This is a genomic window from Pseudomonas sp. SLFW, from assembly GCF_009905615.1.
In the GTDB taxonomy this organism is placed as follows: Bacteria; Pseudomonadota; Gammaproteobacteria; order Pseudomonadales; family Pseudomonadaceae; genus Aquipseudomonas; species Aquipseudomonas bambusae.
Genome location: NZ_JAAAKW010000003.1, coordinates 81,929 through 108,532 on the forward strand (window position 1 = coordinate 81,929; position 26,604 = coordinate 108,532).

A 26,604-nucleotide genomic window follows, 5' to 3' on the forward strand; every position below is an offset into this window, starting at 1 on the left:
TTAGCTTAGGCGTATCTGCTGGTCGAATCATACGCTTTTCATGGCGCCATTGAGGCGGTCGGCTTGTGACGTGCAACGGCTATAGATGGCGCGAAGTTCGCATCATGCGATCGATCGACGTTTCAAACATGAAAGACGGCTCGCCTGCTGTTGCGCCAGCAACACCGACCGAACAAAAATGCCTTAAAACAAACAGTTACATCGGTCATTCGACGCCTGCAAGCCTTGAAAACGGCGCCGATGACGCATGGCACAAAGCCTGCAATCCCCTGAATCCATCCCGCGATGCGCTGTCCGGCGCGTTGTGTCCGATCGTTCAGGAGTGTCCGTTGTTGTCTTTCCCTGCGTCCTGGGGCTGCCTGCCCCCGCGTGAATCGCCATGAGTTTCGATGTCGATTTTGCGCTGTCCACCTTGCCCGCGTTTCTGGTCGCGGTGGGGGTCACCCTGCAAGTCGGGTTGATCGCCATCGCCACCTCGTTGTGCGTCGCCTTGATCAACGCTGCCATCGCCGTGTTTGAAGTGCCCGTGCTGCAACGCTTGGTGCGCTGGTACGTCGAACTGGCGCGGAACACGCCGCTGTTGATTCAGCTGTTTTTCATCTACTTCGCGCTGCCGAGCATCGGCATCCGCATCTCCGGGTTTGCTTCGGCAATCATCGCCATGACCTTTCTCGGCGGGGCGTACCTCACGGAAATCCTGCGGGCCGGTGTCGCGGCGGTGCCCAAGGCGCAGATCGAATCGGGCCTGTCGATTGGCCTGTCGCGCTGGCAGTTGCTGCGGCATGTGATCCTGCCGCAAGCGGGCATCCTCAGCCTGCCCGCATTGTTCGCCAACTTCGTGTTCCTGCTCAAGGAAACCACCGTGGTCTCGGCGGTGGCGGTGCCCGAGATTCTGTACACCACCAAGAACTACATCGCGCTCTACTACAAGACCTACGAAATGCTCGCGGTCATGACCGGTCTGTGTGTGCTGCTGTTCGTGCCGCTGTCGCTGTTGCTGCGCGTGATCGAAAGGAGGCTCCAGCATGGCCAGTTCGGGTCTTGAGTTGCTGTGGGTGTCGGCGCCGCAACTGCTGACGGGGATCGGTCGCACGCTGGGGATTTCCGCCTTGGCCATCGTGTTCAGCAGCGTCGGCGGCCTGGGGTATGGCGTGCTGCGCAATCTCGGCATTCGCTGGCTGGACACGATGCTGCTGATTTATCTGGAAGCGTTTCGGGCGATTCCGGTGCTGGTGTGGCTGTACCTGTTCTTCTTCGGCCTGCCGATTTTTTTCGGCTGGAGCATTCCGGGCTTCTGGTGCGCGGTGCTGGTGCTGTCCCTCTGGGGCATCAGCGAAACCGGCGAGGTGATTCGCGGCGCCTTGCGTTCGATCCCCCGTGGCCAGCGCGAGGCCGGTCTGGCCATCGGTCTGGGTCTGCCCGGTTTGTATGGCCGGGTCTTGTTGCCCCAAGCCTTGCAGCGCATGACGCCGCCGATGATCAACGTGTTCACCCGCATCATCAAAACCAGCTCGCTGGCGGTGCTGATCGGCGTGGTCGATGTGATCAAGATCGGCCAGCAGATCATCGAGCGCACCTACGAATCGGTGCTGATATACGGCTTCCTGTTCCTGTTTTTCTTTCTCGTCTGCTACCCGTTGTCAGCCGCTTCCCGTGTGCTTGAGCGACGCTGGAGTCACTCATGAGTGCATTGATAGAGCTGTCCGGTTTCAGTAAACGTTTTGGCGATGTCCCGGTGTTGCAGGACGTCGATCTCCAGGTCAAAGAGGGCGAGGTGCTGGTCATTCTCGGCCCCAGCGGCTGTGGCAAAAGCACTTTGCTGCGTTGCCTGAACGGGCTCGAAGCGGGCCACGCCGGGCACTACCGTTTCATCGGTCGTGAACTGGCGGCCAACACCGACTGGCGCCTCGTTCGCCAGCAGATCGGCATGGTGTTCCAGAGCTACCACCTGTTCCCGCACATGAGCGTGCTGGATAACATTTTGCTGGGCCCGGTCAACGTGCAGAAGCGCCCGAAGGCCGAGGCGCGGCAGCAAGCCGAAACGCTGTTGGCGCGGGTTGGCCTGCTGGACAAACGCGACGCCTTTCCCCGCGAGTTGTCCGGTGGCCAGCAGCAACGCATCGCCATCGTCCGTGCGTTGTGCATGAACCCCAAAGTCATGCTGTTTGACGAAGTGACCGCCGCCCTCGACCCAGAAATGGTCAAGGAAGTTCTGGAGGTGATTCTCGACCTCGCGCGCAGCGGCATGACCCTGTTAATCGTCACCCACGAAATGGCCTTTGCCCGTGCGGTGGCGGATCGGGTCCTGTTCATGGACGGTGGCCGCATCGTCGAACAGGCCGACCCTGAAACCTTCTTCAGTTCCCCGCAGACCGCACGCGCGCAGCAGTTTCTGGAGAAATTCTCCTACGTTGAAAATATGCCTAAAAGGAATGCATCGTGAACCTTAAAACTGCCCTCGTTTTCCCTCTGCTGGCCCTCGGTTTGTGGGGCAGCGTCGCTGCCCATGCCGAAGGGTATCTGGACAAGATCAAGGCCCGCGACAAGCTGGTCGTGGGCGTGTTCAGCGACAAACCGCCGTTCGGCTTCGTCAATGAGAAGGGTGACTATGTCGGTTTCGACACCGATCTGGGCCGCCGTTTCGCCAAGGATTTGCTGGGTGACGAAAAGAAAATCGAATTCGTGGTGGTCGAGCCCGCCAGCCGTATTCCTTTCCTGCAAAGCGACAAGGTTGACCTGATCCTGGCCAACATGACCGTGACCCCGGAGCGTGCCCAAGTCGTGGACTTCACCCACCCGAACCTGCGCGTGGCGGTGCAGGCGCTGGTGCCGGAGAAGAGCGACGTGAAGAGCCTTGATGACCTGGCGAAGAAGACCACCATCGTCACTACTGGCACCACGGCGGACATCTGGCTGACCAAAAACCACCCGGACTGGAAACTGCTGAAATTCGAGAAGAATTCCGAATCGCTGCAAGCCCTGGCCAACGGTCGCGGTGATGCCTACGCGCAGGACAATCTGGTGCTGTTCAGCTGGGCCAAGCAAAACCCCGGCTACCGCGTGCTGACCCAGAAACTGGGCGACGAAGCACCGATTGCACCGGCGGTGAAGAAAGGCAACGTCGAGCTGCGTGATTGGGTGAACACCGAACTCGCCACTCTGGGCAAGGAAAAATACCTGCTCAAGCTCTACGACCAGTATGTCCGCAGCCAACTGGCCGACGGCACCGACCCTGCGGCAGTGATCGTCGAAGGTGGGGACTGGAAGCCATAAGGTCGTTTCCAGCGCGTGGGCGGTGAGTCAGTGATGGATGAGGGGCTGACCTACCGCTTTCGCCACTGTCGTAACCTCCAGAAGCGCCTACAGGATCTGCGTCGGGCACAGCGCCTCGATACGTCAAAGAACCTTGTGGGAGACGCCGGAGGTTACGACGGCAGCGAAGGCGTCGTCACGGGTTCACCGCCGCTCCACCACATTCAAGAACCGCCGCGTGCGTTCGTTCTGCGGGTTGACAAGAATCTGATCGGGCGTGCCGTCCGCAACGATTTTCCCGGCTTCCATGAACAGCACCCGGTCGGCAATGTCCTGGGCGAATTTCATTTCGTGGGTCACCAGCAGCATGGTCATCTGCTGCTCATGGGCAATGGCGCGAATCACCGCCAACACCTCGCCGACCAATTCCGGGTCGAGGGCCGAGGTCACTTCATCGAACAGCATCACCTGCGGCCGCATCGCCAACGCACGGGCAATCGCCACGCGCTGTTGCTGCCCGCCCGACAACTGCGCCGGGTAGGCGTCGGCCTTGTGGCTCAAACCCACCAAACCCAGGTATTCATGGGCGCGGGTCAATGCCTCTTCGCGACTCAGTTTCAGCACCCGAAACGGCGCCTCCGTCACGTTCTCCTGAACGGTCAAATGCGGGAATAGATTGAACTGCTGGAACACCATCCCCACCCGATGCACCACCGGCGCCTTCTTCGATCCCGGCCAGCGCCAGCCAGAGGACCGTGCAGGCACGTCGGCGCCCGCCACTCCGATACGCCCTTGCTGGTAGGTTTCGAGCCCTTTGATCAGGCGCAAAACCGTCGACTTCCCCGAACCACTGGGGCCGATCAGTGCGACTTTCTGGCCTTGGGGAATGCTCAAATCCAGATGATCGATCACCCGGTTTTCACCAAATTGCTTCACCACGCCGTTGAGCACGATCTGCGGCGAGGCGAGGGGGAGGCCGTGGGTGAGATCAGACATGACTGCGCCTTTCTAAGTATTTGAACAGCAGGGAAGTGGGGATGCTGATGGCCAGGAACATCAGCGCCATCACTGTGTACGGCTCGTTGTAGCGGTAGCTCATGCCTGCGATCTGTTTGGCCGCCTGGAACAGTTCGGGAATGCTGATCACCGCCAACAGGGGTGTTTCCTTGAACATGCCGATCAGGTAGTTGCCGAGCACCGGCACCATCGGTTTCAGCGCCTGAGGCAAGACGATGCGGCGCCAGGTCGTCGTGGCGTCAAAGTCCAGTGCCCGGGCCGCTTCCCATTGACCGGCGGGAACGCCTTCGATGGCGCCGCGAAACCCTTCGGCGATGTACGAGCCGTAATACAGGCCCAGGCCGATCACCCCCGTGGACATCGCTGGCAGCGTGATGCCCGCCAGCGGCAGGGCGAAGAACAGCACATACAGCTGCACCATCAGTGGCGTGTTGCGGAAAAAGCTCAGGTAGGCACTGCTCAGGCGTCGAACCGAGGTGCTTCGGGAACGTTGGGCAATGGCCAGGAGCAGGCCGATCAGCGTCGCGAGGAGGAAGCCCAGAACCACCACCTGCACGGTCACCAGCAAACCGTCGAACAGGTCCGGGACGATGGACCAGGCGAATGCGGGGTCGAAGATCATCTCGCACCTCCGCGACGCCAGGACGTGATGTGGCGCTCGTAGCGTTTCACCAGCCAACTCAACGGCCAGGCCATGGCGAAATAGCACATCAGCACGATGCTCCAGATCAGCGTTTGTTGGCCGAGGGTGGTGATCAACTGGCCGCCGGAAAAGGTCAGGTCGCTCAGGGTGATCAACGACACCAGCGAGGTGGTTTTCAGCAGTTCGACCAGTTGGTTGCCCAGGGGTGGCAGCATGAAGGGCAGGGCTTGCGGCAACACGATGCGGCGGAAGGCGGTGATGGAGTCGAAGTCCAGTGCGCGCAAGGCATCACGCTGCCCGAGGCTGACGTTGTTCAGGGCCGAGCGCACGATCTCCGAGCCGTAGGCGGAAAAGGTCAGGCCCAGCCCGAGAATGCCGGTGGTCATCGGCGACAGGCTGATGCCGAACAGCGGCAGGATGAAGAACAGGTAAAACAGCAACACGAGGGCCGAAATGCCCCGCAGGATTTCAACGTAGACCGTGGCGATCCAGCGCAGGATTCGCCAGGGCGAGAGCCGCATCAGGGCGATGACGAACGACATCACGATGACGATCAACTGAGCGAAGAACGTGAGCTGAAGCGTGACCCATGCGCCGTTGGCCAACTGATGGGCAATGAAGCGTGCCGTTTCCACGGCGGGAGAATCGAAGAACATGGCCGTACTCGTGTGGGTTGGGGCCGGAAAAGGCAGCGTCCTGTGCCAGACGTCGCTTTGTATGGCGACGCGAAGTCCCTGTGGGAGCGAATTTATTCGCGAAGAGGGCGGTACAGCCGACGCATCTCCAGCGCCTGAAATACCTTCGCGAATGAATTCGCTCCCACAGTTCAGTCCGCGTCAGACGAAACATTGCGGCGACGCGGAGTCCCTGTGGGAGCGAATTTATTCGCGAAGAGGCCGGTATAACCGACGCATCTCTAGCGCCTGACACACCGCTCGCGAATGAATTCGCTCCTACAGATTCAGTCCGCGTCAGACGAAACATTGCGTGGCGACACTGAATTCGCTCCTACAGTTGAGCCCCCGCAAGACGAAGCCTCAACGATTACACCGCTGCTCGGCCGTAACATCTGCCGGAGCCAGTTCATTTTCGGTGTAGCCGTACTTCTGCAATATCTTCAGCAATTCACCCGACGCCCGCAGTTTCGCCAGTTCCCCGTTGAAGGCCTGGGTAAACGCCGGGTCGTTTTTCGGCAAACCGTAAGCGTGGTAATTCCAGGTCGGTTTGCCTTCCGCGTCGGGGATCTGGTCGAACGGCAGGGCGCGCTCGATGCCCGGGTCGTTGGCTTTCTTGACCAGGTTGATGATCTCCGCGTCCGGGAAATACACCACGTCCACGCGACCGGCTTGCAGCGCGGCGAGGGCGTCGGTGTCCTTGTCCAGCAGCACGACATTGCTGGTGGCGATACCGCTGTCCTTGGCTTCCTGCACCTGGTTGCTGCCCGGCTGTGTGGCCAGTCGCGCTTTTCCGTTGGCGGCCACATCCTTAAGGCTGTGGAGCTTCAGCGGGTTGCCGGCCTTGACGATGAACGCGCCGCCCGAGCGGGTCACCGGGTTGGAATAGCCGATCACCTTGCAGCGCGCCGGATTGATAAACAGGCCCGCGCCGATCAGATCAAAACGTCCTGCGGCCAGTCCCGGCACCAGCGAACCGAATTCTGTGATGGGGGTTTCGATTTTGCTGATGCCCAGTTGCCCGAGAATGGCTTGCAGAATCTCGACGTTGGCGCCGACGGTCTTGCCGGTGGTGTCGATGTAGGCGTAAGGTTGCTCGTTGGCGATCCCAGCGGTCAGGCCTTGGGTGCGGCCTTTTTCCAGCAGACCGGCAAATGCGGAGGAGGCGAACAGTGCGTTGAACAGCACGGCGGAGCCGATTGCAGCAGACAGCGATTTCAGGCCTTTCATGAACAGTGCTCGATAGGAAGTGAACGAAAATCGGTTGCGTGAGATTGAGCCAGTGGCGACGAATCAGGGCGCCCAGATGCCCACGTCCTTGGCATCCACGGCTTTCGGCAACAAGCCCGCGGCTAAAAAGGCGTCGGCAATTTTCTGCTGTTCGCCCAACTGATCAGCCTTCACCGGCTCGACCTGATAGCTGCGATGGGCGTTGGCAGATTCCACGGTTTCCACGTCCAGATTGCCCCACAGCGGACCCAGCACTTTCGCGGCATCTTTAGGGTTCTTCTTGATCCAGCTGCCCGCTTCCTGCAGCTGCTGATACACCAACTTCAGCACCTCCGGATGCGCGCCCGCGTACGCGGTGCTGGTCAGGTAATAGCGTTTGTAGCTCGCCAGGCCGGTGCCGTCAGTCAAGGTGCGGGTCGGCAACTGGCGCTGAACGCTGGTCAGGAAGGGTTCCCACGTGACCCACGCATCGACCTTGCCGTTCTCGAACGCCGCTCGACCGTCAGCCGGTGTGAGGTAGGCGGGCTGAATGTCGGAGAAGGTCAGGCCTGCCTTGTTCAGCGCCGCGATCAACAGGTAATGGGTGCCCGCCGCTTTGGTCACGGCGACTTTCTTGCCTTTCAGGTCGGCCAGTTGCTGGATCGGCGAATCCTTGGAGACGACGATGGCCTGCGCACGGGGGGAGGCCGACTCTTCAGCGAAATAGGTGAGTTTGGCCTGAGCGGCCTGGGCGAAAATGGGCACGGTGTCGGCGACATCCGCGCTGATGTCGACGTTGCCGATGTTCAAGGCTTCCAGCAGTGGCAACCCGCTCGGGAACTCGTGCCAGCTGACGTCGATATTGTCGTTGCCCAGCGCTTTTTCCAAAGTCCCCTGGGCCTTGAGCAAGGTGATCAGCGTCGACGATTTCTGATAACCGATGCGCACCGTCTCCCGTGCCTGAGCGCTTGACGGCAAAACGAACGCAAGGGCGAGGGCGAGACTCAGCCCCGCGAACAGCGGACGGCGAAACGAGGTACGGCGGGTGTCGGAAGGGCTGGGCATGATGGATTCGTGCTCGAAGTATGTGGGTCGACGTAAACGGTGGCGAACGCCAAGCCCCGAATCATAGGGTTCTAAGAAATAATCTTTAAATACCTTCTGGCTATTAGCTTATTCAGCAATTTCAGCGCGGCGACAGGGCATCGCTTATGCCTGATTCAAAGCGTCTTCGACCTAAATATTCTTTTAAGAGATAAAACGAATCATGGATTATTCGGAAGGTGACTGCGGCAGGTCAGACGCTCTGGAACGCCGTTGTCATCCTTAAGTGGACATGCAGGAGTGACACATGAGTAATGCCCAAACCGCCAATGCACTGGACGTGCTCTGGCGTCAGGCGCCGGGCGGCGAGCTGCTCGACCTGGGCCGGGTCTATCGAGGACCGTTGGCGCTGTCGCGGCTGCACACCACGCCCCGGCGCATTCTGAGTCGGCGAGAGGCGGTGCTGCTCGGTGCGTTCGCGCTGGTCTTGCACGGCGCGGTGATCTACTGGGTCAACAGCACCCCGACGCAAGCCTTGCCGGTGGTGCCGCCAGAAATTCCGCCGATGACCATCGAGTTTTCCCAGCCCGCGCCGCCTGTGGTCGAAACACCGCCACCACCGCCCGAGCCGATTCCTCAACCCGTGGTCGAACCGCCGCCTCCGGTGGAAGACGAACTGGCCGTGAAACCGCCGCCCAAGCCGATTCCCAAGCCAAAACCTGTGGTGAAGCCCGTGCCTAAACCGGTGGCCAAACCCGTCGAGCAACCGCCCGCACCCCCCGCACCGCCACAACCGGTTGCGGCGCCTGCACCGCCGGCTCCACCCGCCCCGGCGCCCATCACCCCGGCCTCCGCGAGCGCCGGCTACCTGCATAACCCGGCCCCGGAATACCCGGCGCTGGCGATGCGGCGTAACTGGGAAGGCACCGTGTTGCTGCGTGTGCATGTGCTGGGCTCCGGTAAGCCGAGCGAAATCCAGGTCCAGAAAAGCAGCGGGCATGAGCAGCTCGACGACGCCGCGCAAGCGGCGGTGAAACGCTGGAGTTTCGTCCCGGCCAAACAGGGCAATGACCCGATTGACGGCTGGGTCAGCGTGCCCATCGATTTCAAGATCAAATAACGTTCAACCCCCATTCGTGACACCGCGGGCCACCTGACAAAAGGCGCATCGCTACAACGATCCCTTGCCTTGTTGGAGAGCCTCACATGAACCTCATCGCTTCCCCCTTCGATTCCATTGAACACGCGGTCATCTGGCTGCTGATTATCTTCTCCGTCGCCACGTGGGGCCTGGCCCTGCTGAAAGGTGTGCAGTTCGCTCGCCTCAAGGGGCAGGACAAGAAATTCCACAAGCAATTCTGGGCCGCGTCGAGCCTGGATTCCGCCGCTGAACTGGCCCAGACCCAACCCGGTGCTGCGGCCCGCGTCGCGTTGGCGGGCTATGCCGCGATTCAGGTACCAGAAGGCGGGCAGGCCGCCGATTTGAGCCAGGCCATCAACCATCAGGATCGCCTTGAGCGCGCGCTGCGCCAGCAGATCGTCCGTGAGCGTCGTTCGCTGGAAACCGGTCTGGCCATCCTCGCCAGCATCGGCAGCACGTCGCCCTTCATCGGCCTGTTCGGGACCGTCTGGGGGATCATGTCGGCGCTCAAGGGCATCAGCGCGGCGGGCTCGGCGAGCCTGGAAACCGTGGCTGGCCCGATTGGTGCGGCGTTGGTGGCGACCGGCGTCGGGATCGCTGTCGCGGTACCAGCGGTGCTGGTTTACAACTATTACCTGCGTCGTCTGAAACTGACCGCTGCGGACCTTGATGACTTTGCCCACGACTTCTACAGCCTGGCGCAGAAAAATGCGTTCCGCGTGCTGCTGCACCCGGTACTGAAATCCGGCGCCACCGGTGCGGGCCAGAAAGTGAAGGAGGCGTCCTGAGATGGCTTTCTCCACACAAGACAGCGATGAAGTGCTGAGTGAAATCAACGTCACGCCGTTGGTGGACGTGATGCTGGTGCTGCTGGTGGTGTTCATCGTCACCGCGCCGCTGCTGACCAACTCCATCCCGATCAACCTGCCCAAGACCGAAGCCGTTGCCCCGGTGGAACAGAAAGACCCGCTGGTGGTGAGCATCGATGACAAGGGCAAATTGTTCATCAACAAGGACGAGATTCAGCCGGATCTGCTGGAGACCAACCTGCGTTCGGCCAAGGACAAAAATGCCGATGTGCGGGTGCAATTACAGGCGGACAACGGTGTGAATTATGGCGAGGTGGCTCGGGCGATGGCGTCGATTGAAAAGGCGGGGATTACCAAGTTGTCGGTGATCACGGCCAAGTGATCGCCAGCGCTGTCAGCGCATGAATGCTTCAGGCTTTTACAGGTTGCTTCTCAGGCGGAGGGCAACCTGTTTTTTTATGGACCGTTCCTACAGCTGAGTCCGCGCCAAGCGACGAACAGTGCGGCAGCGCGGCCCCCCTGTAGGAGCGAATTCATTCGCGAGAGGTCAGTACAGCCGCTGCATCTCTTTCGCCTGAAACACCTTCGTCGGAATGCCGCCCAGAATAAATTCGCTCCCCCAGTTCAGCCCGTGCCACACGAAACATGGCGTGGCGACTCGAATTCCAGTGGGAGCGATTTCACTCAACCTTTGAGGTAAATCTGCGCCCCGTTCCCGCCCAACCCCTCGGCGCCGACGAAGAAATCGGTCACGCGTTTGTCGTAGACCACCGGGTTGGCCAAGGTCATGACGCCCAGATCCGGCAAGTCTTCGACGACAACCTTCTGGAACTTCGCAAACAACCCGAAGCGCTTCTGCACGTCTGTCTCTATCGCGGCCGCTTCCAGCAACTGGTCGACCTTCGGGTTGCTGTAATGCGCGCCATTGGAAAACGGCACCCCTGGCTTGAAATTCTTCGACCAATACAACCGTTGCACGCCCACGGTCGGGTCGAACAGGTTGCTCATGCCGTTCAGCGTGAAATCGAAATCCCGATCCGTGTACACCCGCTTCACGTAGGTCGCGAAATCCTGGGAACGCAGGGTCACCTGGATGCCGACTTTCGCCAGCGCCTGTTTGATGTAGTCCGCCGTGCGCCGGTAGGTTTCAGGGCCCGGCAATGGGTCCAGCGTCAGCTTGAAGCGCACGCCGCTGCTGTCTTTCGGCAATCCGGCCTGGTCCAGCAATTCGTTGGCCTTGGCCACGTCGAAGGCGTAGCGGGGCAGGTCCGGGCTGTAGAAGTTTTTCATGTCCGGGCTGATCGGCCCGTACAGCGGTTTGCCGTAGCCGAGGAAGATGGTCTTGCGGATGAAGTCCAGGTTGATCGCGTGGGCGATGGCCGTGCGCACCTCGTGTTTCTGCAAGTACGGGTTGTCGAAGTTGAACTCGATCCGGGTGATGCTGTTGACGTAGGGCTCGCCGCGATCATCGACGCTCAGGCGCGGATTGGTCTTGATCCGCTCGATGTCGCTGAGGGGCACGCCGCCGGTGGAGATGTCGATTTCCCCCGCTTCCAGCGCGGCCACCGTCGCCGCCGAGTCCGCGATGAAACGCACGATCACCCGGTCCAGATACGGCTTCGGCGCGTCCCAGTAATTCGGGTTGCGTTCGAGGATCACATGGCTGCCGCGCACCCACTCCTTGAACACGAACGGCCCGGTGCCGATGGGCGCGGTGGCATTGGCGTGGGTCTCCGGGCGGGCGTCGCCGTACACGTGTTTCGCCACGATGGGCGATTCACAGGCGGCCAGGGCCTTGAGCAAGTACGGCGCAGGTTTGCTGAGTTTGAGCTGTACCAGATGCGGGTTGATCGCCGTGACGCTGGCGACGTTGGCGAAGGTCGCACGGCCTCGCGGATTCGACGCCATGAGGGTTTGCAGGGAGAACACCACGTCATCGGCGGTGAAGTCCTGGCCGTCGTGCCATTTCACGCCCTGACGCAGGGTAAAGGTGTATTCGAGGCCGTCGTCGCTCGCCGTCCAGGCCGTGGCCAGCTGCGGTTTCGGGTTCAGGTCCAGGTCGTACGTCAACAAACCTTCGGTGACCTTGCCCGCGATGTACACGGTGGCGCCTGCGGTGTGGGTCAGGTTGACCAGAATCGGCGGCTCGATGGCGATGTGCATTCTCAGGGTGCCGCCGCGCACGGGCGGTTCATCGGCGAAGGAGAAGCGGGGTGTGAGTTGTAGGAGGGTGGCGGTGGCACCGGCGTAAACCAGCAACTGGCGTCGAGTCAGGCTCATGGTGGGTTTCCGTAGAAGGGCACGAAGGACAGCGACGGACTCATTCGGACGCCCGGTCGCGGGAAGGGTTGAAGGCGTCGGTGAGGCCGTCGCCTATCAGGTTGAAAGCCAGGACGGTCAGGAAGATCGCCAGACCGGGAATCGCCGTGAGGTACCACGCGGTGCGGATCTGCTCCCGGCCACTGCCGATCATGCTGCCCCAACTCACCTGATTCGGATCGCCCAGGCCCATGAACGACAGCGCCGATTCCATCAGCACCGCCGAGGCGACCATGATCGACGTGGTGACGATCAGCGTGGGCAAGATATTGGGCAGCACTTCCAGCGCAATAATGCGCAGGTGGCTGTAACCCACGCTGCGGGCGGCGAGGATGTATTCGCGCTCCCGAATCGAGCGCACTTCGGCGCGCACCAATCGGGCGACGGTGGGCCAGGAAATGACCCCGATGGCGAAGATCAGCGTCGGCACTGAGGGCTGCGCGATGGCCACCAGCGCGACGAGCAGGACGAAACTGGGCATGGTCTGGAAAATCTCGATCAGCCGTTGCAGGCCGTAATCCAGCTTGCCGCCGAAGTACCCGGCCACCGCGCCAATGCTCAGGCCCAGCAGCACGCCGAACAGGCTGGCCAGGGTGCCCACTTGTAACGACACCCGCCCGCCATGGACCACCCCGGCCATGACGTCGCGCCCCAGCGCATCGGTGCCCAACGGGTAATGCCAATCCTGCCCCGGCCAGAGCAAGGCGTCGGCTTCCATGCCCAGCGGGTCGCCGGGATAAATCAGCGGCGCGAACACCGCCAGCAGGGTGATCACCATCAGAAAGGCCAGACCGGCCAATGCGGTGGGATTGCGCAGAAAGCGGCGCAGCCCAAGGCTGCGGCGGGCGCTCATCGGTGACTCCGAATGCGTGGGTCAAGCCAGGTTTGCAGCAGGTCCACCAGCACGTTGGTGATGATCACCAGCAGCGAGGACATCAGCAGAATGCCCAGCAGCACGTTGTAATCCCGGGCCATCACTGCGTCATAGGCCAGGCGCCCCAGCCCCGGCAGGCTGAACACCGTTTCGATGACCACGGCACCGCCGAGCATGCCGCCGAAGTGCAGGCCGGCCATGGTGGTGATCGGCAGCAGGGCATTGCGCAGCACGTGTTTGAAGGTGATCACCCACGGCGACAGGCCTTTGGCTTGCGCCGTGCGCACGTAATCCTGGGCGCCGGCTTCGAGCATCGAGGCGCGGGTCAGCCGGGCGTAGATGGCGATGTAGATCAACGCCAGCGAACTGGCAGGCAACGCCATGAAACGCAGGGTGTCGCCGACAGCCGCCCAGCCGTGCAGGTCGGCGCCGATGGTGCCTGCGCCGCCCGTTGGCAGCCAGCCGAGCTTGACCGAGAACACCACGATCAGCATCAGGCCGATCCAGAATCCCGGCACCGAATAGAAGAATTGCGAGCACACCGACAGCACGCGATCCGGCCAGCGCCCTTGCCACCGGGCCATGAGCATGCCGAGGGCCACGCCCAGCAGCAGGGAAAAGAACAGCGCCAACAGCATCAACGTCAGCGTGGTGCCAAGGCGCTGAGTGATCAACGCCTGCACGGTTGCGCCGTAACGAGGCGAGTAGCCCAGGTTCAAGTGCGCCAGATTGCTCAGGTAATGCCAGAGCTGCACCGGGATCGACTGATCCAGACCGAACTGGCTGCGTAATGCCGCGAGACTTTCCTGTGTTGCCGAACCGGATTCGCCCGCCATCACATCGGCGGCGTCGCCGGGAGCCAGTTGCAACAATAGAAAGTTGATCAAAAGAATGCCCAACATCGTGGGCAAGGTATGCAGCAGCGCGCGCCAAAGTGCGCGGCTCAGGGTCAGCCATATCTTCATTAAAGGATTCCATTTCGTGCGGCGCTATTAACGGTTTGCTTATAACCTTTGTCAATGCACGAAAGGGGCATAACGTTATGCAAACAGACACTCTAAGCATAGATAAAAACGATATACGTACTTTCCATGTCGATGATTGACGCAGGAAAGAGGGAACATTACTGTCGGCCACCTGTCAGCGATGTCAGTTTGGATACATGCCCCATCGCGAACTACGTTATAGGGCTGCCCCTGCAGGCAGTGCACTTACTTTAAATTGTTTAGATGAGGCACGTGTGGCACTCAATCATTCCATTGAATCGGGTCAAGTCCGGCATGAACCTTCATCTGCTGATGCGCTGTCCCGGTTGCTGGGGCGGATTCCGGCGCTGGTGGAAGAAGTGGCCAAAGACGCTTCCCGTCGAGACCTGGAGCGTGAACTGCCATTCGCCGCCTTCGCGCTGATTCGTGAAGCCGGACTCGGCGCGCTGCGGGTGCCTCGCGACCTCGGCGGGCCGGGCGGCAGCGTGCAGGACTACATCGAATTCATCACCACCCTGGCCAGTGCCGACCCCAACGTCGCTCACGCGCTGCGCTCGCATTTCAATTTCAGCGAAGCAGTCATTCACAGCCCGGACACGGCTGAAAAGCGTGATTACATCGCCAAAATCCTCGACGGCAAGCTGTTCGCCGGGGCCCACACTGAGGTCGGCGCGCCGCTGGGCACCATCCTCACGCGGCTCACCCGGGTGGGCGATCACTACCGTCTCGACGGAAAGAAGTGGTACGCCACGGGCTCGGCCTACGCGGACCTCCTCTCGTTTTCCGCCACCGATGACAGTGGCAAACTGATCAGCGTGCTGTTGCCCGCCGACCGCGCCGGGATCAACGTACTGGACGACTGGGACGGCATGGGCCAGCGCCTGACCGCCAGCGGCGGCGTATTGCTGGACAACGTCGAAGTCTTCCCGAACGAAATCAAGACCCGCAGCCACAACGCCGACGTCGGCCGTCACTGTTCCAGCCTGCGCCAATTGCACTTGGCAGCCTGCGCAGCCGGGGTGGTGCGCAACATTCGCGAAGACGCCGTGGCGTACGTGCGCAAACAGGCCCGCGCCGCCATGCACAGCCCGGCAGACACCGCCCGTGACGATCAATTCGTGCAACAGGTGGTGGGTGAAATCGCCGCCAACGCCTATGCGGTGGATGCACTCATCGCTCATACCGCCCGTGTACTTAACGACAGTTCACTGGGGTTGTTTGCAGTGGCCGACGTGCAACTTGCGTCGGCAGAAACAGTGGCTGTTGCTACAGCAACACTGGATCAGCAATTAATCAACGGATCGATCAGTAATGCACAGATGCAAGTCGTGGTCGCCAAACTAGCGTTGCGTTCCGCTGAAATCATCTTTGAAGTAGGCGGCGGGTCGGCCACGTCGCGCAAATATAACTTTGATCGTCACTGGCGCAATATACGCACCGTATTGAATCACAACCCGCTGCTGCACAAAGCCCGAGTCGTCGGTGATTATTATGTGAATGAAACGACCACTCACCTGCGGGAAGGTTTGGTCTTTTAGTGTCAGCAGGACAGGGATTCGTCCACCCCCTTACACAATCAGAGTTCATCAGAACCTCCACGCGCAAGACCCCACCAGGTACCGCTTTTTCACAATCCTTGTTAGATGGCCAGGAACGTCCACCACGCCAGCAATAAATTGATTTTTTGCAGGTAGTCCCATGAATGCTCGTATCAATAACCCACGCTCACCGCTCGCGTTGATGGTGTCCATTGGCGTGATGACGCTGTGTGGCAGCGCGGCCGTGTTCGCCGATGACACCGTTCCGAAAAACTCCGCGCAATCGGGTAAAGGTGAGGACGCACTGGAAACCGTGGTAGTGACCGGCTCGCGGGCCGAGAAACGCACGGTCGCTCAAAGCCTGGCGCCCATCGACGTGATCAGCGCCGATGACCTGGCGCGCTCCGGCAAGCAGAACCTGCGCGATGCCTTGGCCGCGCAGGTGCCGTCCTACACCAACGACGCGGGTTTCACCGGCGCGACCGGGATCGCCGTCAAATCGGCGACCCTGCGCGGCTTGGGCGGTAACGCCGTGTTGGTGCTGGTCAACGGCAAGCGCCGTCACAACACCGCACAAATCTTCCACCAGTCATCCGCCACCTCCAACGGTCAGTCGCCGGTGGACCTGGACCTGATCCCGATCAGCGCGGTGGACCATATCGAAGTCCTGCGTGACGGCGCGGCGGCCCAATACGGGTCGGACGCCATCGCCGGGGTGATCAACATCATCCTGAAGAGCAACAAATCCGGCGGCCAGGCTTCGGCGATTTACGGGCAGTACGGCCAGCGGGAAGGGCACAAGGGTTTCTACGGCGCCACCGGCCAGACCTCCGCCAACCAGGGTTTTGAATTGCCGAACGACGGCTTCTTCAACCTCAGCGCCGACATCAAGATTCAGGAAACCAGCAACGCTGCTGGCGCTGTGCCGGATCGCACCAAGATCTACGCCGGCAATGACCCTCGCGAGTACGGCGAAAGCCGCTACCGGCAGACCATGGGTCAGCCTCGGGTGCAGACCTACAACACCTCGTACAACCTCGACCTGCCGCTGAACGACGACCTCGACTTCTACTCGTTCTCGACCTTCAGCCACCGCGACTCCACCGGCTTCGGCACCTTCCGTACGGCGGTGTCGGCGCAGAACGTACCGGAAATCTACCCGGACGGTTTCCAGCCCAAATTCCGCTCCGTCGAAGACGACGTGCAGAGCGTGTTCGGCCTCAAGGGCAAGGACGTGTTGGGCTGGGATTGGGACCTGTCCAGCAGCTGGGGTCGTAACGATCTGCACCTGCACAACGATGATTCCCTCAACGCTTCGTTCGGCCCGGCGAGCAAGACCGACTTCGACAACGGCGAAGCGATCTTCAGTCAGTGGACCAACAACCTCGACATCACCCGTGCCTTTGACACCGGGCTGTTCAAGGACCCGCTCAGGGTCGCGAGCGGTATCGAATACCGCGTCGACAGTTATCAGATTCGCAAAGGCGAGTTCCAGTCTTACGCCGACGGCGGCTACGTGTACCCGGTCGGCTCGCCGAACGCGGGCAAGCGTCCGAATTCCGGCTCGGCGGGGTGGGGCGGGTTCAGTCCGGCGGCAGAGGGCAGCTGGGATCGCAGCAACACCGCTGGCTACGTCGACTTCACCCAGAAAGTCACCGACAAATGGGAGCTGAGCCTGGCCGGTCGTTACGAGCATTACAGCGACGTGGGCGACACCACCAGCGGCAAGCTGTCCACCCGCTACCAACTGACGCCGACCTTCGCGGTACGGGGTACGGTGAACAACGGCTTCCGCGCGCCGTCGTTGCAACAACAGCACTTCTCGTCCAGCACCTCGGCCTGGGGCGTCAGCCCGATCACCGGCCAGTTGCAACAGCAGGTCACCAACTACGCGGTGCCGGGGTCGGCGACAGCAGCGGCCCTGGGGTCGAAGAAACTCAAGCCTGAGAAGTCGCAGAACTACAGCATCGGTTTCGTCGCCACGCCGTCGAAAGACCTCGACCTGTCGGTGGACTTCTACCAGATCGACATCAAGGACCGCATCCTGCAGACCAGCTCCCTCAGTGGCCTGAACGATCCGAACGTCGCTGCCCTGTTGAACGCGGCCGGGTTGAGCACCAATCAGGCCGTTTCGTATTACGGCAACCTGGCCGACACCCGCACCCGAGGCATCGACCTGGTCGGCGACTATCGCATCGATTACGGCCCGTGGGGCCGTGGCAAGTGGACGCTGACCAGCACCCAGCAATTGCAGCAGATTCGCGGCATCAACGAGCCGGACTCTCTGGCGGGCACCGGTGTGTCGGTTCTGGGGCGCGACAAGCAGGGCAACCTGGAAACCGCGTTTCCGAAGAACAAGACTGCGCTCCAACACACCTGGTACATCGACGATTTCGAGGTCTCGCTCAAGGAAACCCGCTACTCGGCGGTCACCGGCAAGAGCTACTACAACGAAAACCGCGACGAGAAGATCAAGCCCGCGTTCATCACCGACCTGGACGTCGGTTACAACATCAGCGACAGCTTCAAGGTGTCGGTGGACGGCTTGAACATCTTCAACAAACGGCCCGAGCAACTCTCGCAACAGGCCAAGCAGTTCTACCTGTTCCCGGTCGATAACCCGGCCTACAGCTGGTACTCCCCGTACGGGGTGGACGGCGGCTACTACTACGCCCGACTCGATTATTTCTGGTAACCCGACAGGGCCTCGCGACCGCATTCGGTCCCGTGGCCCGGCCTTTCAATCACCTGGAAAAAGGAAACCGAAATGGCTCAAGCACAGCTCAACCCGGCGTTCGAACGCTCGGCCTTTCCCGCGCCGACCGATTACCCCGACAGCCCGCTCAGCCAGGCCCTCAAACAGCCGTTGCTGCTAGGCGTGTTCCTCAACATGCAGGACATTCGCCTGACCAATCACCCGACGTCCAACACCTGGACGTTCGACTACAACACGCAAATCGTCCAGCAGGCCGAAGCGCTGGGCTTCGAACTGGCGTTCAGCCGGACCCAGTGGTTGCCGAAAGGCGGGTATGACGGCGAGGCGTCGCTGGACTCGTTCATTGCCCTCGGTGCGATGGCGGCGGTGACCAAAAGCATCCTGTTGGTCTCGACCATTCACGTGTTGTACGGCCCGTTGCACCCGCTGCACATCGCCAAATACGGCGCGACCCTGGACCACATCGCGAAGGGCCGCTGGGGCATCAACATCGTCACTGGCCACCGTCCGGTGGAGCATGAAATGTTCGGCCGCCCACAGATCGAGCACGACCAGCGTTATCAACTGGCGGGTGAGTTGTTCGACGTACTGAACACGCTGTGGAGCAGCACCGAGAATTTCAGCTACGAAGGCGCGCACGGCTGGAAGATCAAGGACGGTTACATCACGCCGAAGCCGCTGTACGGGCGCCCGGTGCTGGTCACGGCCACGGGGTCGGAGGCGGGGATCGATTTTGCTACCAGCCAGTCGGACCTGATTTTCATCACCAATTCGTCGGGCTCGGGCATTCGCGAAACCCTGGAAGACATCCCGGCCCACGTGCAGAAGATCAAGGCCCGTGCGCGGCAGTTCGGGCGTGAGGTCAGGACCATCATCAACCCGATCATCGTCAGCCGCGACACCGAGGCAGAAACCCGCGACTACCTGGAAGGAATCGTCGGCAACAAAGTCCCCGGCGCGTTCGGCAACCACAAAGCTTACGCCAGCGACGCCCACGCCTGGCGCGGTCGCGCAGACGGCTCGCGCAACACTGGCCTGGGACTGGGCGGCAACATCGAAATCGTCGGCACACCGGAGCAGGTGGTCGAGCAATTGGTGGCGTTGAAAGCGGCGGGAATCGATGGCGTGCAACTGAACTTCCACGACTTTGCCGTGGACCTCAAACATTTTGGCGAACGGATTTTGCCGTTGTTGAAAGAGGCGGGGTTGCGGGTGTAACGCGCGTCACGGCACTTCATCCGAATTCGGCGGAATACCTGTAGGAGTGAGCTTGCTCGCGAAGACGGCGTGACAGGCGCCGAAATTAGCTTGGGCTGTAACGGCTTCATCGCGAGCAAGCTCACTCCTACAGGTTTGGCGGCGCGCTGTTTTGTGAGACAGACATCGGCCTTTCTGTAGGCGTGAGCTTGCTCACGAAGACGGCATGACAGGCGCCGAAATTAGCGTCGGCTGTACCGGCCTCATTGCGGGCAATCGCGCTCCTACAGGTTTGGCGGCGCGCTGTTTTGCGGGACAGACATCGGCCTCTCTGTAGGCGTGAGCTTGCTCGCGAAGACGCCGTGCCAGGCACCACATTTTTATCATCAGGAGCACACCATGAGCCTCGAATTCATCGGGCATACCAGCAGCCGCAGCGGTGCGGAGGTGATTGAGGCCAGTGGTCCGGTCATCGACAAGGCGTACATCAAACACATGGCCCACACCGCCGAGGCCAACGGCTTTGACCGGCTGCTGATCGGCAGTTTTGCCACCTGGCCGGACAACAACCAGATCGCCGCCTACGTGCTGCACAACACCGAACGGTTGGGCGTGATGCTCGCGCACCGTCCCGGTTTCGTCGCGCCCACGGTGGCAGCACGGCAACTGGCGACGCTGGATCAGTTCAGCGAAGGCCGCCTTGCCGTGCACGTCATCAGCGGCGGCACGGACGTCGATCAACAGCGGGACGGTGATTTCCTTGCTCATGACGAACGCTACGCCCGCACCGCCGAATACCTGAGCGTGGTGAAAAAGGTCTGGCACAGCGACCAGCCGTTCGACCACCAGGGCGACTATTACCGGGTCAAGGGCGCGCTGTCGAACGTCAAACCCTGGCGCGACAGCGGGGTGCCGATCTTCTTCGGCGGCTCGTCCCAGGCCGCGTTCGACGTCGCTGGCCAGCACGCCGAGGTCTACGCGCTGTGGGGCGAATCCTTGGCCCAGACCGCCGAAACCATCGCCAACGTGCGCAAGGCTGCGGCCCGTTATGGCCGTGAGGAACAGATCCAGTTTCTGCTGGCGTTCCGGCCGCTGGTCGCCGACACCGAAGATGCCGCGTGGGCCCGCAGTCGCGAGCTGCTGGCCGCCGCCAAAGCCAAATACCCGGCCGCTCCGGTCCTGCACCAGAACGTCGGTTCGCAACGTTTACGCGATGCAGCGGCGCAAGGCGCGGTACTGGATCAGCGGCTGTGGACCGAATTCGCCGCCGTGACCGGTGCCCATGGCAATTCCACGGCGCTGGTCGGGACGCCGCAGCAGGTCGCCGACGCGCTGTTGGAATACCACAAGATCGGCGTCAGCAAATTCCTGATTCGCGGTTTCGACCCGGTTCCGGACACCCTGACGTTTGGCCGCGATGTGATTCCGCTGGTTCGTGCTGCTGTCGCCCGTCATGCCTGAGCGCCGCTTGCTGGATCAGTTATTCGGCGAGACGGGTGCGACTTTCGACGGGAGTAGCTTTCCGTCCATGGTGCGGGTTGATCATGGTGATCTCCAGCGCTTGCCCGATCTCTTCAGGCACCCCGTCCTCAGTGATCTCGAACAACTGGCCGACCGCTACCGGGGGCGCCTGTCATTCGGACGCGGCCTGCGCTCGCCCAAAACCTTCGACAGCCACGCCAACGCCGCCAGCCTGCTGCAACTGGGCCTGACGGTGTTTTTTCAAGACGTGGCGGGCAGTGTTCCAGGTTCGGCCGCGCTCCTGCGCCAACTGGAAAATGAACTGGGCGTCACCCCGGGCAGCGCTCGCCTCAGTGCCTTTGCTTCACCGGGCGACGATGGCGTGTCTTGCCATTACGACGCGGAGGAGGTGATCTCGATCCAGTTGCTCGGCCACAAGACCTTTCACGTCGCGCCCATGACCCAGATCGAACACCCCTATGGCGTGCAATTCGGGCCGGACATGGTGGCCGTGGAGAACCTCTACGAACAGGCGCGTGAAGGCTTTCCAGCCCCCGATGACGCTGCGTTCGTCACCCACGACATGGCCCCCGGCTCGGTGCTGTACCTGCCGCGAGGCACCTGGCACAGAACCGAAGCCCGGGAGCCGTCGCTGTCCCTGAGCATCGTCATTCGCCCGCCGGTCCTGGCCGACGCACTGCTAAGCTGGCTCAAACCGTGGCTGCTGGGCGACTCGCGATGGCGTGCTCCGGTTTACGGTGATCGAGCGGCCCATGAAAAAGCGTTGAAACCGCTATTAGGGGAATTGGCCCAGCGTCTCAGCGAGGGCGCCGAAACCCCTATCCTCAGCTGGAACGCAGGCCCTTCAGTGGAAAACAGCGAGCTGTTGAACGTTCCGAGTTCGCGCATCTCATGGCAAACCACGGCATCGAACAGAGCGCGCATCGAAGTTCGGGCGCTGGATCAGGACTGGCGTGAACGCGTGACCCTCGACACGGAAATCCCCGTCGCGCTGCTCCCCGCATTGGCGTGGATCAATAAACGCCCAACTGCCTTCAATCTGCGCCAACTGAGCGAACAGTTGCCGAAGATCACACCGAGCGATCTGCGGCAATTGCTGGAACTGCTGGTCAAGGCCCATGCCCTGCGGTTACTGGTGCCGCGCTGAACCCGCGCGCTAGCCCAGACGCACCCCGGACAGATTGCCAATGAACCCGCCACCTGTGGAATCGGTAAGGTTCTGCACGTTGCTGCGGGCGAGCAGGGCGTCCTCGGTGGAGATGATCGGAATCCTCGGCAGGTCTTCCAGCACCTTGTTCTGCACCTGGTGGTACAAGTCCCAGCGATGCGTGGGGTCGTTGTCCACTTGGGCCTGTTCCAGCAGGCCATCGACCTCGGCGTTCACGTAGTGGGTTGCGTTGGAATAGGCCACCCCGGACTGAATGTTCTTCGACCAGTAGAACCGTTGCAGGCCGATGGCCGGGTCCGGGGCCGTGGACGCGGGCGAAAGGTTGGTATCGAAGTCGTAACGGCCATACACCCGGTCGATGAACTGGGCGTAATCCTGATTGCGAATCTCCAGCTTCACGCCGATTTTCGCGAAGGTGCTGCGCAGGAAATTGGCCGTCTGCTGATACACGGCGGACGGACTCGGGTCGTTCTTGATGCGCAGGCGCACGCCGTCCTTGTCTTTCTTCAAACCTGCGGCTTCGAGCAAGGCCTCGGCGCGCTTCAGGTCGAAGGGGTACTGCGGCACGTCGGCGCTGTAAAACTGCGGAAAGTTTTTCGGGATCGGCGAGTCGGCGGTGGTGCCCTGGCCCAGCAGGATGTTCTTGAGGATGAATTCCTTGTCGATGGCGTGGGCGAAGGCCTGACGCACCCGCAGGTCCTGGAATTCCGGCCGTTGGAGGTTGAACTCCAGGGCCATGATGCCGGTGCCGCCGTAGGTGTTCAGGCGATCAACGATGGTCAGGGCAGGGTTGGTTTTCAGGCGCTTGATTTCGCTGTTCGACAGGGTGTCGGCATAGGCCACGTGCACCGCGCCGGTTTCCAGCGCCGCCGACACCGAGGACGGGTCGGCCATGAAGCGATAGACCACCTGATCCAGCAGCGGCTTGCCGGACTGCCAGTACGCGGGGTTGCGTTCAAGGGTCAGGTAATTGCCGCGCACCCATTCCTTGACCTTGAACGGACCGGTGCCGATCGGCGCGGTGTTGGCCGGGTTGTTGAGGATGTCGGTGCCTTCATAGAGGTGACGGGGCAACACTTGCGAGTCGCGGGCGTTCAAGGCGCTGAGCAGATAAGGCGTGGGTTTCGACAGGTGCCAGACCGAGGTCAGCGGGTCAGGGCTGTCCACGCTTTGCACGTTGGGGAACGCCGAGCGGCCTCGGGAGCTGTATTTCTTCCAGACCTGCAGCACGGAAAACGCGACGTCTTCCGACGTGAACGGTTTGCCGTCATGCCACACCACACCGGGGCGCAACTTGAACGTGACCTGCAAGCCATCCGGGCTGAATGTCCAGCTCTCGGCGAGTTGCGGTTGAGGGCCGTTGTCGGGGCTGAGGTACAGCAGGCCATCGAAAATCTTCGGTGAAATAAGTTGCGTGGCCGGTGCGGTGGTCAGACCGGTGGTGAGTAAGGTCGGCTCAGGGTTTTGCGCAATGATCAGCGTGCCGCCGGGGCTGTTGCCGAAAGCAAAGCGCTGGCCGAGCAGGCCATAGGCGGCGGTGGAGGCCAGGGAATAGCCGAGGAAGGTGCGTCTTGAAACCATTCAGAAAAGCTCCTCTTAAATCGTTCGTGGGACCGGTTGTGAAGCGGATGTTTCGCCTGGCTGGGTTCCTGTGGCAGCGGATTCATTCAGGGCGGCATTCCGACGGATAGGGCGTACGGGCAAAATAACTGCGTTGGAGGCACCGGCCATTCGCGAATGAATTCGCTCCTACAGAGGTCGCTGCGTCTATCAGGACCGCTATGGATGCCTGAAAGCGTGCGGGTCAATTACCCGTCATCACTCACTCGTCATAGCTCACCAGTCATAGCTCACCCGCGCGTAGTAGAAACCGCCCCCGATCCCGTACGGCGTGTTGCGGTTGGCGTACGGGTCTTCGTGGTTGATGGTGGAGGCGAGGGTGTCGGGCTGGTTCGGGGGGCGTTTGTTGAACAGGTTGTTGGCGCCGAGCGTGGCCTTGATGTTGTCGGTCAGCAGGTAGCTGATGGCGGCATCGGTGATGAACGCGTCGCTGGTGGTCGAGTCTTGCGACCGGTTCAGGACGTTGTTCACGGCGCGGGTCTTCGAGTAGTAGTGCTCGGTCAACTGCACCTGAACCTTGCCCAATTGCCAGTCCAGCGCCGCCCGCACGATGTTCTGCGGCAATGCTTCTTCGAGCAGGGTGATGCGCTCGCGGTCCAGCAGGCTCAGTCCGGCGTTGCTCAGCACGGCAGGGTCGTCGACGCTCTTTACCTCGTTCTTGTTGCGCGCATAGGACAACGCCCAATGGGCCCGGCCGTAACGCTCGTAGTCGGCGTCGTAGTCGAGCTTGAACTCGATGCCCCGGGTCTGGGTGTCGCCGAAGTTGGTGAAGTAACGCACCTGCTGCTGGCTGGTCAGCCCGGCATTGGTCAGCGCTTGTGCCACTGCGGCGTTGTTAAAACCGTTGAAGGCCCCCGTGAGGAAGATGCGGTCGCGGATGTCGATCTGGTACACGTCGACCGACGCCGACAGGCGATCGGTCGGGGTGAAGACCAGGCCGAAACTGACGTTGGTGGACTTCTCCGGCTTGAGCTTCTTCGCACCCAGTGCCTGAGCGGCCGGTGAGTCCGGGCGCAGGGTGTCGTAGTAGTACGAAATGTACGAGGTGTTGGTGATCGGGTCGTTGACCGGCTGCACCGTCGCACTCTGGTAGTTCTGCTCCGCGAGTGACGGCGCGCGGAAACCGTTGCTCAACGTGCCCCGCACCGCGACCTGGTCATTGAACTGGTAGCGGTTGGAAAACTTGCCCGCGACCGCCGAACCGAAGTCCGAGTAATCCTCGTAACGCACCGCCAGCCCGGTGTCCCATTTGTCCGTGAGCTTTTGCGCCAGATCGACGTAATACGCGGTGTTGTGCCGCGCTTCATTGAAGGCGAATTGCGGACTGAAACCGGTGAGAAACGCCGAACCGGCGCCGGCCAGCTTGCCCCGCAGGTTCACCGCCGGGTAGTCGTTGGGGTAGCGGTAGCCGCCGCCCGCGTAGGAGTAGTATTCACCGGGGCCCAGTTCCAGCTGGTCGTAGCGGTATTCGGTGCCGATGGTCACGTTCAGCGGTGCCGCAAACAGCCCGGTGTCGAAAGCCCGTTGGCCGCTCAGCGACAAGATGCTCTCGCTGAATGTGAGGTCTCCGGCGTGCATGTTCTGCAAGGGCAGCAGCGCGCCGAACGACGGGTTGGTGGTGTTGAGAATGTTGATGTCGGCGCGGTTCTGGCCGTAGCTCACGCCCGCGTCCCACCGCCAGCCCAGGATGTCTTCGGCCTTGAGGCCCAGGTTGAGTTGCAGGTCTTCTTCCTTGGTTTGCAAACGCGAGCTGTAGCCGCCCGGCGTGGTGATGACGTTCGAGGTGGCGTTGGTTTCGGAGCGGAACGAGCCCTTGGCCTCGGAGGTGCGCGGGGCGTAGGTGGCGAAGGAATACAGCGCCAGGTTGTCGTTCAGCGGCAGGCCGATGTTGTAGGCGAAACTGGTGCTCTCCTGAATCGGCACCACCTCGTAGTTTTCCGGCACGTTGCGATTGGCCGTGGCTTCCCGAGGGTCGTTGGGCGCGGCGTAAATCTGCCAGATCGACTGGCTCGGCTGCTTCCACGGGCCGACGGTGTGGCTGTCACCGGTTTTCAGGTACGACAAGCTGAAGTTGGCGAAGCCGCCGTTTTCACCCAATGCGAACCCGGAGTTCAGGCCGCCGGTGTAAGTCGCACCGGCGTCCCCGAGGTTGCCGACTTTCGACACGTCGTGGTTGTACTCGCCATAGGAAACGTCCGCCGAACCGCCGGACGACGCGGATTTGAGGATGACGTTGATCACCCCGGCAATCGCGTCCGAACCGTATTGCGCCGCTGCGCCATCGGTCAGCACTTCGACCCGTTCCACGGCCGAAATCGGGATCAGGCCGAGGTCTGCGGCCGATGAACCCAAGGTCGCGCCGCCGCTGTTGTTGATCATGGACGTGCCGTGGCGCCGTTTGCCGTTGACCAGCACCAGTACCTGATTCCCGGACAGCCCGCGCAAAGAGGAGCCGCCCACGTTTTTTGACAGGGCGCCGCCGTTGCTGTTGATGTTGATATAGGACGGCGCCACCTGGGACAGCGCCCGCCGCAAATCGCTGGCCCCGGTGGCGCGCAACGCATCGCCCTTGATCAGCTGCACGGGAGCGAGGGCCTTGAGGGCCGTGGTCTCGACCCTGGAGCCGGTCACGACCACGGTTTCAAGGCGTTCCTTTTCGTATTCGGTTTCAGCGTTGGCGGTGTCGTACGGCGCGAGACTGGCGGCGCCGACGGAAAGAACCACGCCAAGGGTATGGCGTCTGGACGGGAGTGAAGACATGGGTATGTGCCTGGTGTTGCTTCTGCATTCTTCGCTGTGTGTGCAGGAGTGAGTCGACGCTGGCCGGTTGGGCCTGGCAGGGTTTTGGGTGAAGCGGTGTTCGGCCAGAATCAAAAACTGATGGGTGTTTCATCAACCTACGGATCAGGATCAAA

22 protein-coding genes and 1 pseudogene are annotated in these 26,604 nt (G+C 61.4%); 13 read left to right on the forward strand and 10 right to left on the reverse strand.

Features of this window, described 5'->3' with window-relative positions; all coding sequences use genetic code 11:
- The first annotated feature begins 104 nt into the window (after positions 1–104).
- From GVN17_RS06235 to GVN17_RS06255, 5 genes and pseudogenes are all read left to right on the forward strand, one after another.
- Entirely contained in the window at positions 105–383 is a 279-nt protein-coding gene (locus tag GVN17_RS06235; RefSeq protein ID WP_166594369.1) for a hypothetical protein, read from the forward strand.
- The gene (locus GVN17_RS06240; protein WP_166594370.1) at positions 380–1,045 is read left to right on the forward strand and encodes an amino acid ABC transporter permease; all 666 of its coding nucleotides are present in this window, start codon (positions 380–382) and stop codon (positions 1,043–1,045) included. Before GVN17_RS06235 ends, GVN17_RS06240 begins: the two co-directional genes overlap by 4 nt.
- Complete coding sequence (locus tag GVN17_RS06245; protein WP_166594371.1) at positions 1,026–1,685, forward strand: amino acid ABC transporter permease; 660 nt, start codon at positions 1,026–1,028, stop codon at positions 1,683–1,685. Before GVN17_RS06240 ends, GVN17_RS06245 begins: the two co-directional genes overlap by 20 nt.
- Positions 1,682–2,443, forward strand: a complete 762-nt coding sequence (locus GVN17_RS06250; protein WP_166594372.1) for an amino acid ABC transporter ATP-binding protein — start codon at positions 1,682–1,684, stop codon at positions 2,441–2,443. Before GVN17_RS06245 ends, GVN17_RS06250 begins: the two co-directional genes overlap by 4 nt.
- A 68-nt stretch (positions 2,444–2,511) precedes the next feature.
- A pseudogene (locus tag GVN17_RS06255) lies at positions 2,512–3,273 on the forward strand (transporter substrate-binding domain-containing protein); the annotation flags it as partial.
- 183 nt (positions 3,274–3,456) lie between these two features.
- Here GVN17_RS06255 and GVN17_RS06260 read toward each other — a convergent pair.
- The 5 genes from GVN17_RS06260 to GVN17_RS06280 form a co-directional block, all read right to left on the reverse strand.
- Positions 3,457–4,248 (reverse strand): amino acid ABC transporter ATP-binding protein, encoded by a 792-nt coding sequence (locus GVN17_RS06260; protein ID WP_166594373.1) that lies wholly within the window; start codon positions 4,246–4,248, stop codon positions 3,457–3,459.
- A complete protein-coding gene (ehuD, locus tag GVN17_RS06265; RefSeq protein ID WP_166594374.1) occupies positions 4,241–4,891 on the reverse strand; it encodes an ectoine/hydroxyectoine ABC transporter permease subunit EhuD in 651 nt (216 codons plus the stop codon). The genes GVN17_RS06260 and ehuD overlap by 8 nt, the downstream gene beginning before the upstream one ends.
- Positions 4,888–5,568, reverse strand: a complete 681-nt coding sequence (ehuC, locus tag GVN17_RS06270; RefSeq protein WP_166594375.1) for an ectoine/hydroxyectoine ABC transporter permease subunit EhuC — start codon at positions 5,566–5,568, stop codon at positions 4,888–4,890. Before ehuC ends, ehuD begins: the two co-directional genes overlap by 4 nt.
- A gap of 381 nt (positions 5,569–5,949) precedes the next feature.
- The gene (ehuB, locus tag GVN17_RS06275; RefSeq protein ID WP_166594376.1) at positions 5,950–6,816 is read right to left on the reverse strand and encodes an ectoine/hydroxyectoine ABC transporter substrate-binding protein EhuB; all 867 of its coding nucleotides are present in this window, start codon (positions 6,814–6,816) and stop codon (positions 5,950–5,952) included.
- A gap of 63 nt (positions 6,817–6,879) precedes the next feature.
- Positions 6,880–7,860, reverse strand: coding sequence for an aliphatic sulfonate ABC transporter substrate-binding protein (locus tag GVN17_RS06280; RefSeq protein ID WP_166594377.1), 981 nt, complete (start codon positions 7,858–7,860; stop codon positions 6,880–6,882).
- A gap of 286 nt (positions 7,861–8,146) precedes the next feature.
- Between GVN17_RS06280 and GVN17_RS06285 the strand changes: the two genes are divergently transcribed.
- The 3 genes from GVN17_RS06285 (at position 8,147) to GVN17_RS06295 (ending at position 10,171) form a co-directional block, all read left to right on the forward strand.
- Positions 8,147–8,959 carry an energy transducer TonB gene (locus GVN17_RS06285; RefSeq protein ID WP_166594378.1) on the forward strand — a complete coding sequence of 271 codons (813 nt, stop codon included), beginning with the start codon at positions 8,147–8,149 and terminating at the stop codon, positions 8,957–8,959.
- An 86-nt stretch (positions 8,960–9,045) separates the two neighbouring features.
- On the forward strand, positions 9,046–9,768 hold the full coding sequence (locus tag GVN17_RS06290; protein ID WP_166594379.1) for a MotA/TolQ/ExbB proton channel family protein: 723 nt from the start codon (positions 9,046–9,048) through the stop codon (positions 9,766–9,768).
- A gap of 1 nt (position 9,769) precedes the next feature.
- Positions 9,770–10,171, forward strand: a complete 402-nt coding sequence (locus tag GVN17_RS06295; protein ID WP_166594380.1) for a biopolymer transporter ExbD — start codon at positions 9,770–9,772, stop codon at positions 10,169–10,171.
- A gap of 302 nt (positions 10,172–10,473) precedes the next feature.
- Here GVN17_RS06295 and GVN17_RS06300 read toward each other — a convergent pair whose 3' ends face one another.
- From GVN17_RS06300 to GVN17_RS06310, 3 genes are read right to left on the reverse strand one after another with little or no spacing between them, the layout of a single operon-like run.
- On the reverse strand, positions 10,474–12,069 hold the full coding sequence (locus GVN17_RS06300; RefSeq protein WP_166594381.1) for an ABC transporter substrate-binding protein: 1,596 nt from the start codon (positions 12,067–12,069) through the stop codon (positions 10,474–10,476).
- Positions 12,070–12,109: 40 nt separating this feature from the next.
- Positions 12,110–12,961, reverse strand: a complete 852-nt coding sequence (locus tag GVN17_RS06305) for an ABC transporter permease (RefSeq protein WP_166594382.1) — start codon at positions 12,959–12,961, stop codon at positions 12,110–12,112.
- Positions 12,958–13,947 carry an ABC transporter permease gene (locus GVN17_RS06310; RefSeq protein WP_166594383.1) on the reverse strand — a complete coding sequence of 330 codons (990 nt, stop codon included), beginning with the start codon at positions 13,945–13,947 and terminating at the stop codon, positions 12,958–12,960. The genes GVN17_RS06305 and GVN17_RS06310 overlap by 4 nt, the downstream gene beginning before the upstream one ends.
- A gap of 275 nt (positions 13,948–14,222) precedes the next feature.
- On the opposite strand from GVN17_RS06310, the gene GVN17_RS06315 reads away from it, so the two are divergent.
- The 5 genes from GVN17_RS06315 (at position 14,223) to GVN17_RS06335 (ending at position 22,048) form a co-directional block, all read left to right on the forward strand.
- Positions 14,223–15,506, forward strand: a complete 1,284-nt coding sequence (locus GVN17_RS06315) for an acyl-CoA dehydrogenase family protein (RefSeq protein WP_371928490.1) — start codon at positions 14,223–14,225, stop codon at positions 15,504–15,506.
- Positions 15,507–15,666: 160 nt separating this feature from the next.
- Positions 15,667–18,201, forward strand: coding sequence for a TonB-dependent siderophore receptor (locus tag GVN17_RS06320; RefSeq protein WP_256665103.1), 2,535 nt, complete (start codon positions 15,667–15,669; stop codon positions 18,199–18,201).
- A gap of 72 nt (positions 18,202–18,273) precedes the next feature.
- Positions 18,274–19,440 carry an LLM class flavin-dependent oxidoreductase gene (locus GVN17_RS06325; protein ID WP_166594385.1) on the forward strand — a complete coding sequence of 389 codons (1,167 nt, stop codon included), beginning with the start codon at positions 18,274–18,276 and terminating at the stop codon, positions 19,438–19,440.
- 378 nt (positions 19,441–19,818) lie between these two features.
- The gene (locus GVN17_RS06330) at positions 19,819–20,880 is read left to right on the forward strand and encodes an LLM class flavin-dependent oxidoreductase (protein WP_166594386.1); all 1,062 of its coding nucleotides are present in this window, start codon (positions 19,819–19,821) and stop codon (positions 20,878–20,880) included.
- Positions 20,873–22,048 carry a JmjC domain-containing protein gene (locus tag GVN17_RS06335; protein WP_166594387.1) on the forward strand — a complete coding sequence of 392 codons (1,176 nt, stop codon included), beginning with the start codon at positions 20,873–20,875 and terminating at the stop codon, positions 22,046–22,048. The genes GVN17_RS06330 and GVN17_RS06335 overlap by 8 nt, the downstream gene beginning before the upstream one ends.
- 9 nt (positions 22,049–22,057) lie before the next feature.
- Here the strand turns inward: GVN17_RS06335 and GVN17_RS06340 are convergent, their stop codons facing one another.
- Both GVN17_RS06340 and GVN17_RS06345 read right to left on the reverse strand, forming a co-directional pair.
- The gene (locus GVN17_RS06340) at positions 22,058–23,650 is read right to left on the reverse strand and encodes an ABC transporter substrate-binding protein (RefSeq protein WP_166594388.1); all 1,593 of its coding nucleotides are present in this window, start codon (positions 23,648–23,650) and stop codon (positions 22,058–22,060) included.
- A 255-nt stretch (positions 23,651–23,905) separates the two neighbouring features.
- The gene (locus tag GVN17_RS06345; protein ID WP_166594389.1) at positions 23,906–26,449 is read right to left on the reverse strand and encodes a TonB-dependent siderophore receptor; all 2,544 of its coding nucleotides are present in this window, start codon (positions 26,447–26,449) and stop codon (positions 23,906–23,908) included.
- Positions 26,450–26,604: the final 155 nt, after the last annotated feature.

Coding starts and splice junctions, on each gene's coding strand:
- GVN17_RS06235 (WP_166594369.1), top strand. CDS start 105: ATGCGATCGATCGACGTTTCAAACATGAAAGACGGCTCGCCTGCTGTT.
- GVN17_RS06240 (WP_166594370.1), top strand. CDS start 380: ATGAGTTTCGATGTCGATTTTGCGCTGTCCACCTTGCCCGCGTTTCTG.
- GVN17_RS06245 (WP_166594371.1), top strand. CDS start 1,026: ATGGCCAGTTCGGGTCTTGAGTTGCTGTGGGTGTCGGCGCCGCAACTG.
- GVN17_RS06250 (WP_166594372.1), top strand. CDS start 1,682: ATGAGTGCATTGATAGAGCTGTCCGGTTTCAGTAAACGTTTTGGCGAT.
- GVN17_RS06260 (WP_166594373.1), bottom strand. CDS start 4,248: ATGTCTGATCTCACCCACGGCCTCCCCCTCGCCTCGCCGCAGATCGTG.
- ehuD (WP_166594374.1), bottom strand. CDS start 4,891: ATGATCTTCGACCCCGCATTCGCCTGGTCCATCGTCCCGGACCTGTTC.
- ehuC (WP_166594375.1), bottom strand. CDS start 5,568: ATGTTCTTCGATTCTCCCGCCGTGGAAACGGCACGCTTCATTGCCCAT.
- ehuB (WP_166594376.1), bottom strand. CDS start 6,816: ATGAAAGGCCTGAAATCGCTGTCTGCTGCAATCGGCTCCGCCGTGCTG.
- GVN17_RS06280 (WP_166594377.1), bottom strand. CDS start 7,860: ATGCCCAGCCCTTCCGACACCCGCCGTACCTCGTTTCGCCGTCCGCTG.
- GVN17_RS06285 (WP_166594378.1), top strand. CDS start 8,147: ATGAGTAATGCCCAAACCGCCAATGCACTGGACGTGCTCTGGCGTCAG.
- GVN17_RS06290 (WP_166594379.1), top strand. CDS start 9,046: ATGAACCTCATCGCTTCCCCCTTCGATTCCATTGAACACGCGGTCATC.
- GVN17_RS06295 (WP_166594380.1), top strand. CDS start 9,770: ATGGCTTTCTCCACACAAGACAGCGATGAAGTGCTGAGTGAAATCAAC.
- GVN17_RS06300 (WP_166594381.1), bottom strand. CDS start 12,069: ATGAGCCTGACTCGACGCCAGTTGCTGGTTTACGCCGGTGCCACCGCC.
- GVN17_RS06305 (WP_166594382.1), bottom strand. CDS start 12,961: ATGAGCGCCCGCCGCAGCCTTGGGCTGCGCCGCTTTCTGCGCAATCCC.
- GVN17_RS06310 (WP_166594383.1), bottom strand. CDS start 13,947: ATGAAGATATGGCTGACCCTGAGCCGCGCACTTTGGCGCGCGCTGCTG.
- GVN17_RS06320 (WP_256665103.1), top strand. CDS start 15,667: ATGAATGCTCGTATCAATAACCCACGCTCACCGCTCGCGTTGATGGTG.
- GVN17_RS06325 (WP_166594385.1), top strand. CDS start 18,274: ATGGCTCAAGCACAGCTCAACCCGGCGTTCGAACGCTCGGCCTTTCCC.
- GVN17_RS06330 (WP_166594386.1), top strand. CDS start 19,819: ATGAGCCTCGAATTCATCGGGCATACCAGCAGCCGCAGCGGTGCGGAG.
- GVN17_RS06335 (WP_166594387.1), top strand. CDS start 20,873: ATGCCTGAGCGCCGCTTGCTGGATCAGTTATTCGGCGAGACGGGTGCG.
- GVN17_RS06340 (WP_166594388.1), bottom strand. CDS start 23,650: ATGGTTTCAAGACGCACCTTCCTCGGCTATTCCCTGGCCTCCACCGCC.
- GVN17_RS06345 (WP_166594389.1), bottom strand. CDS start 26,449: ATGTCTTCACTCCCGTCCAGACGCCATACCCTTGGCGTGGTTCTTTCC.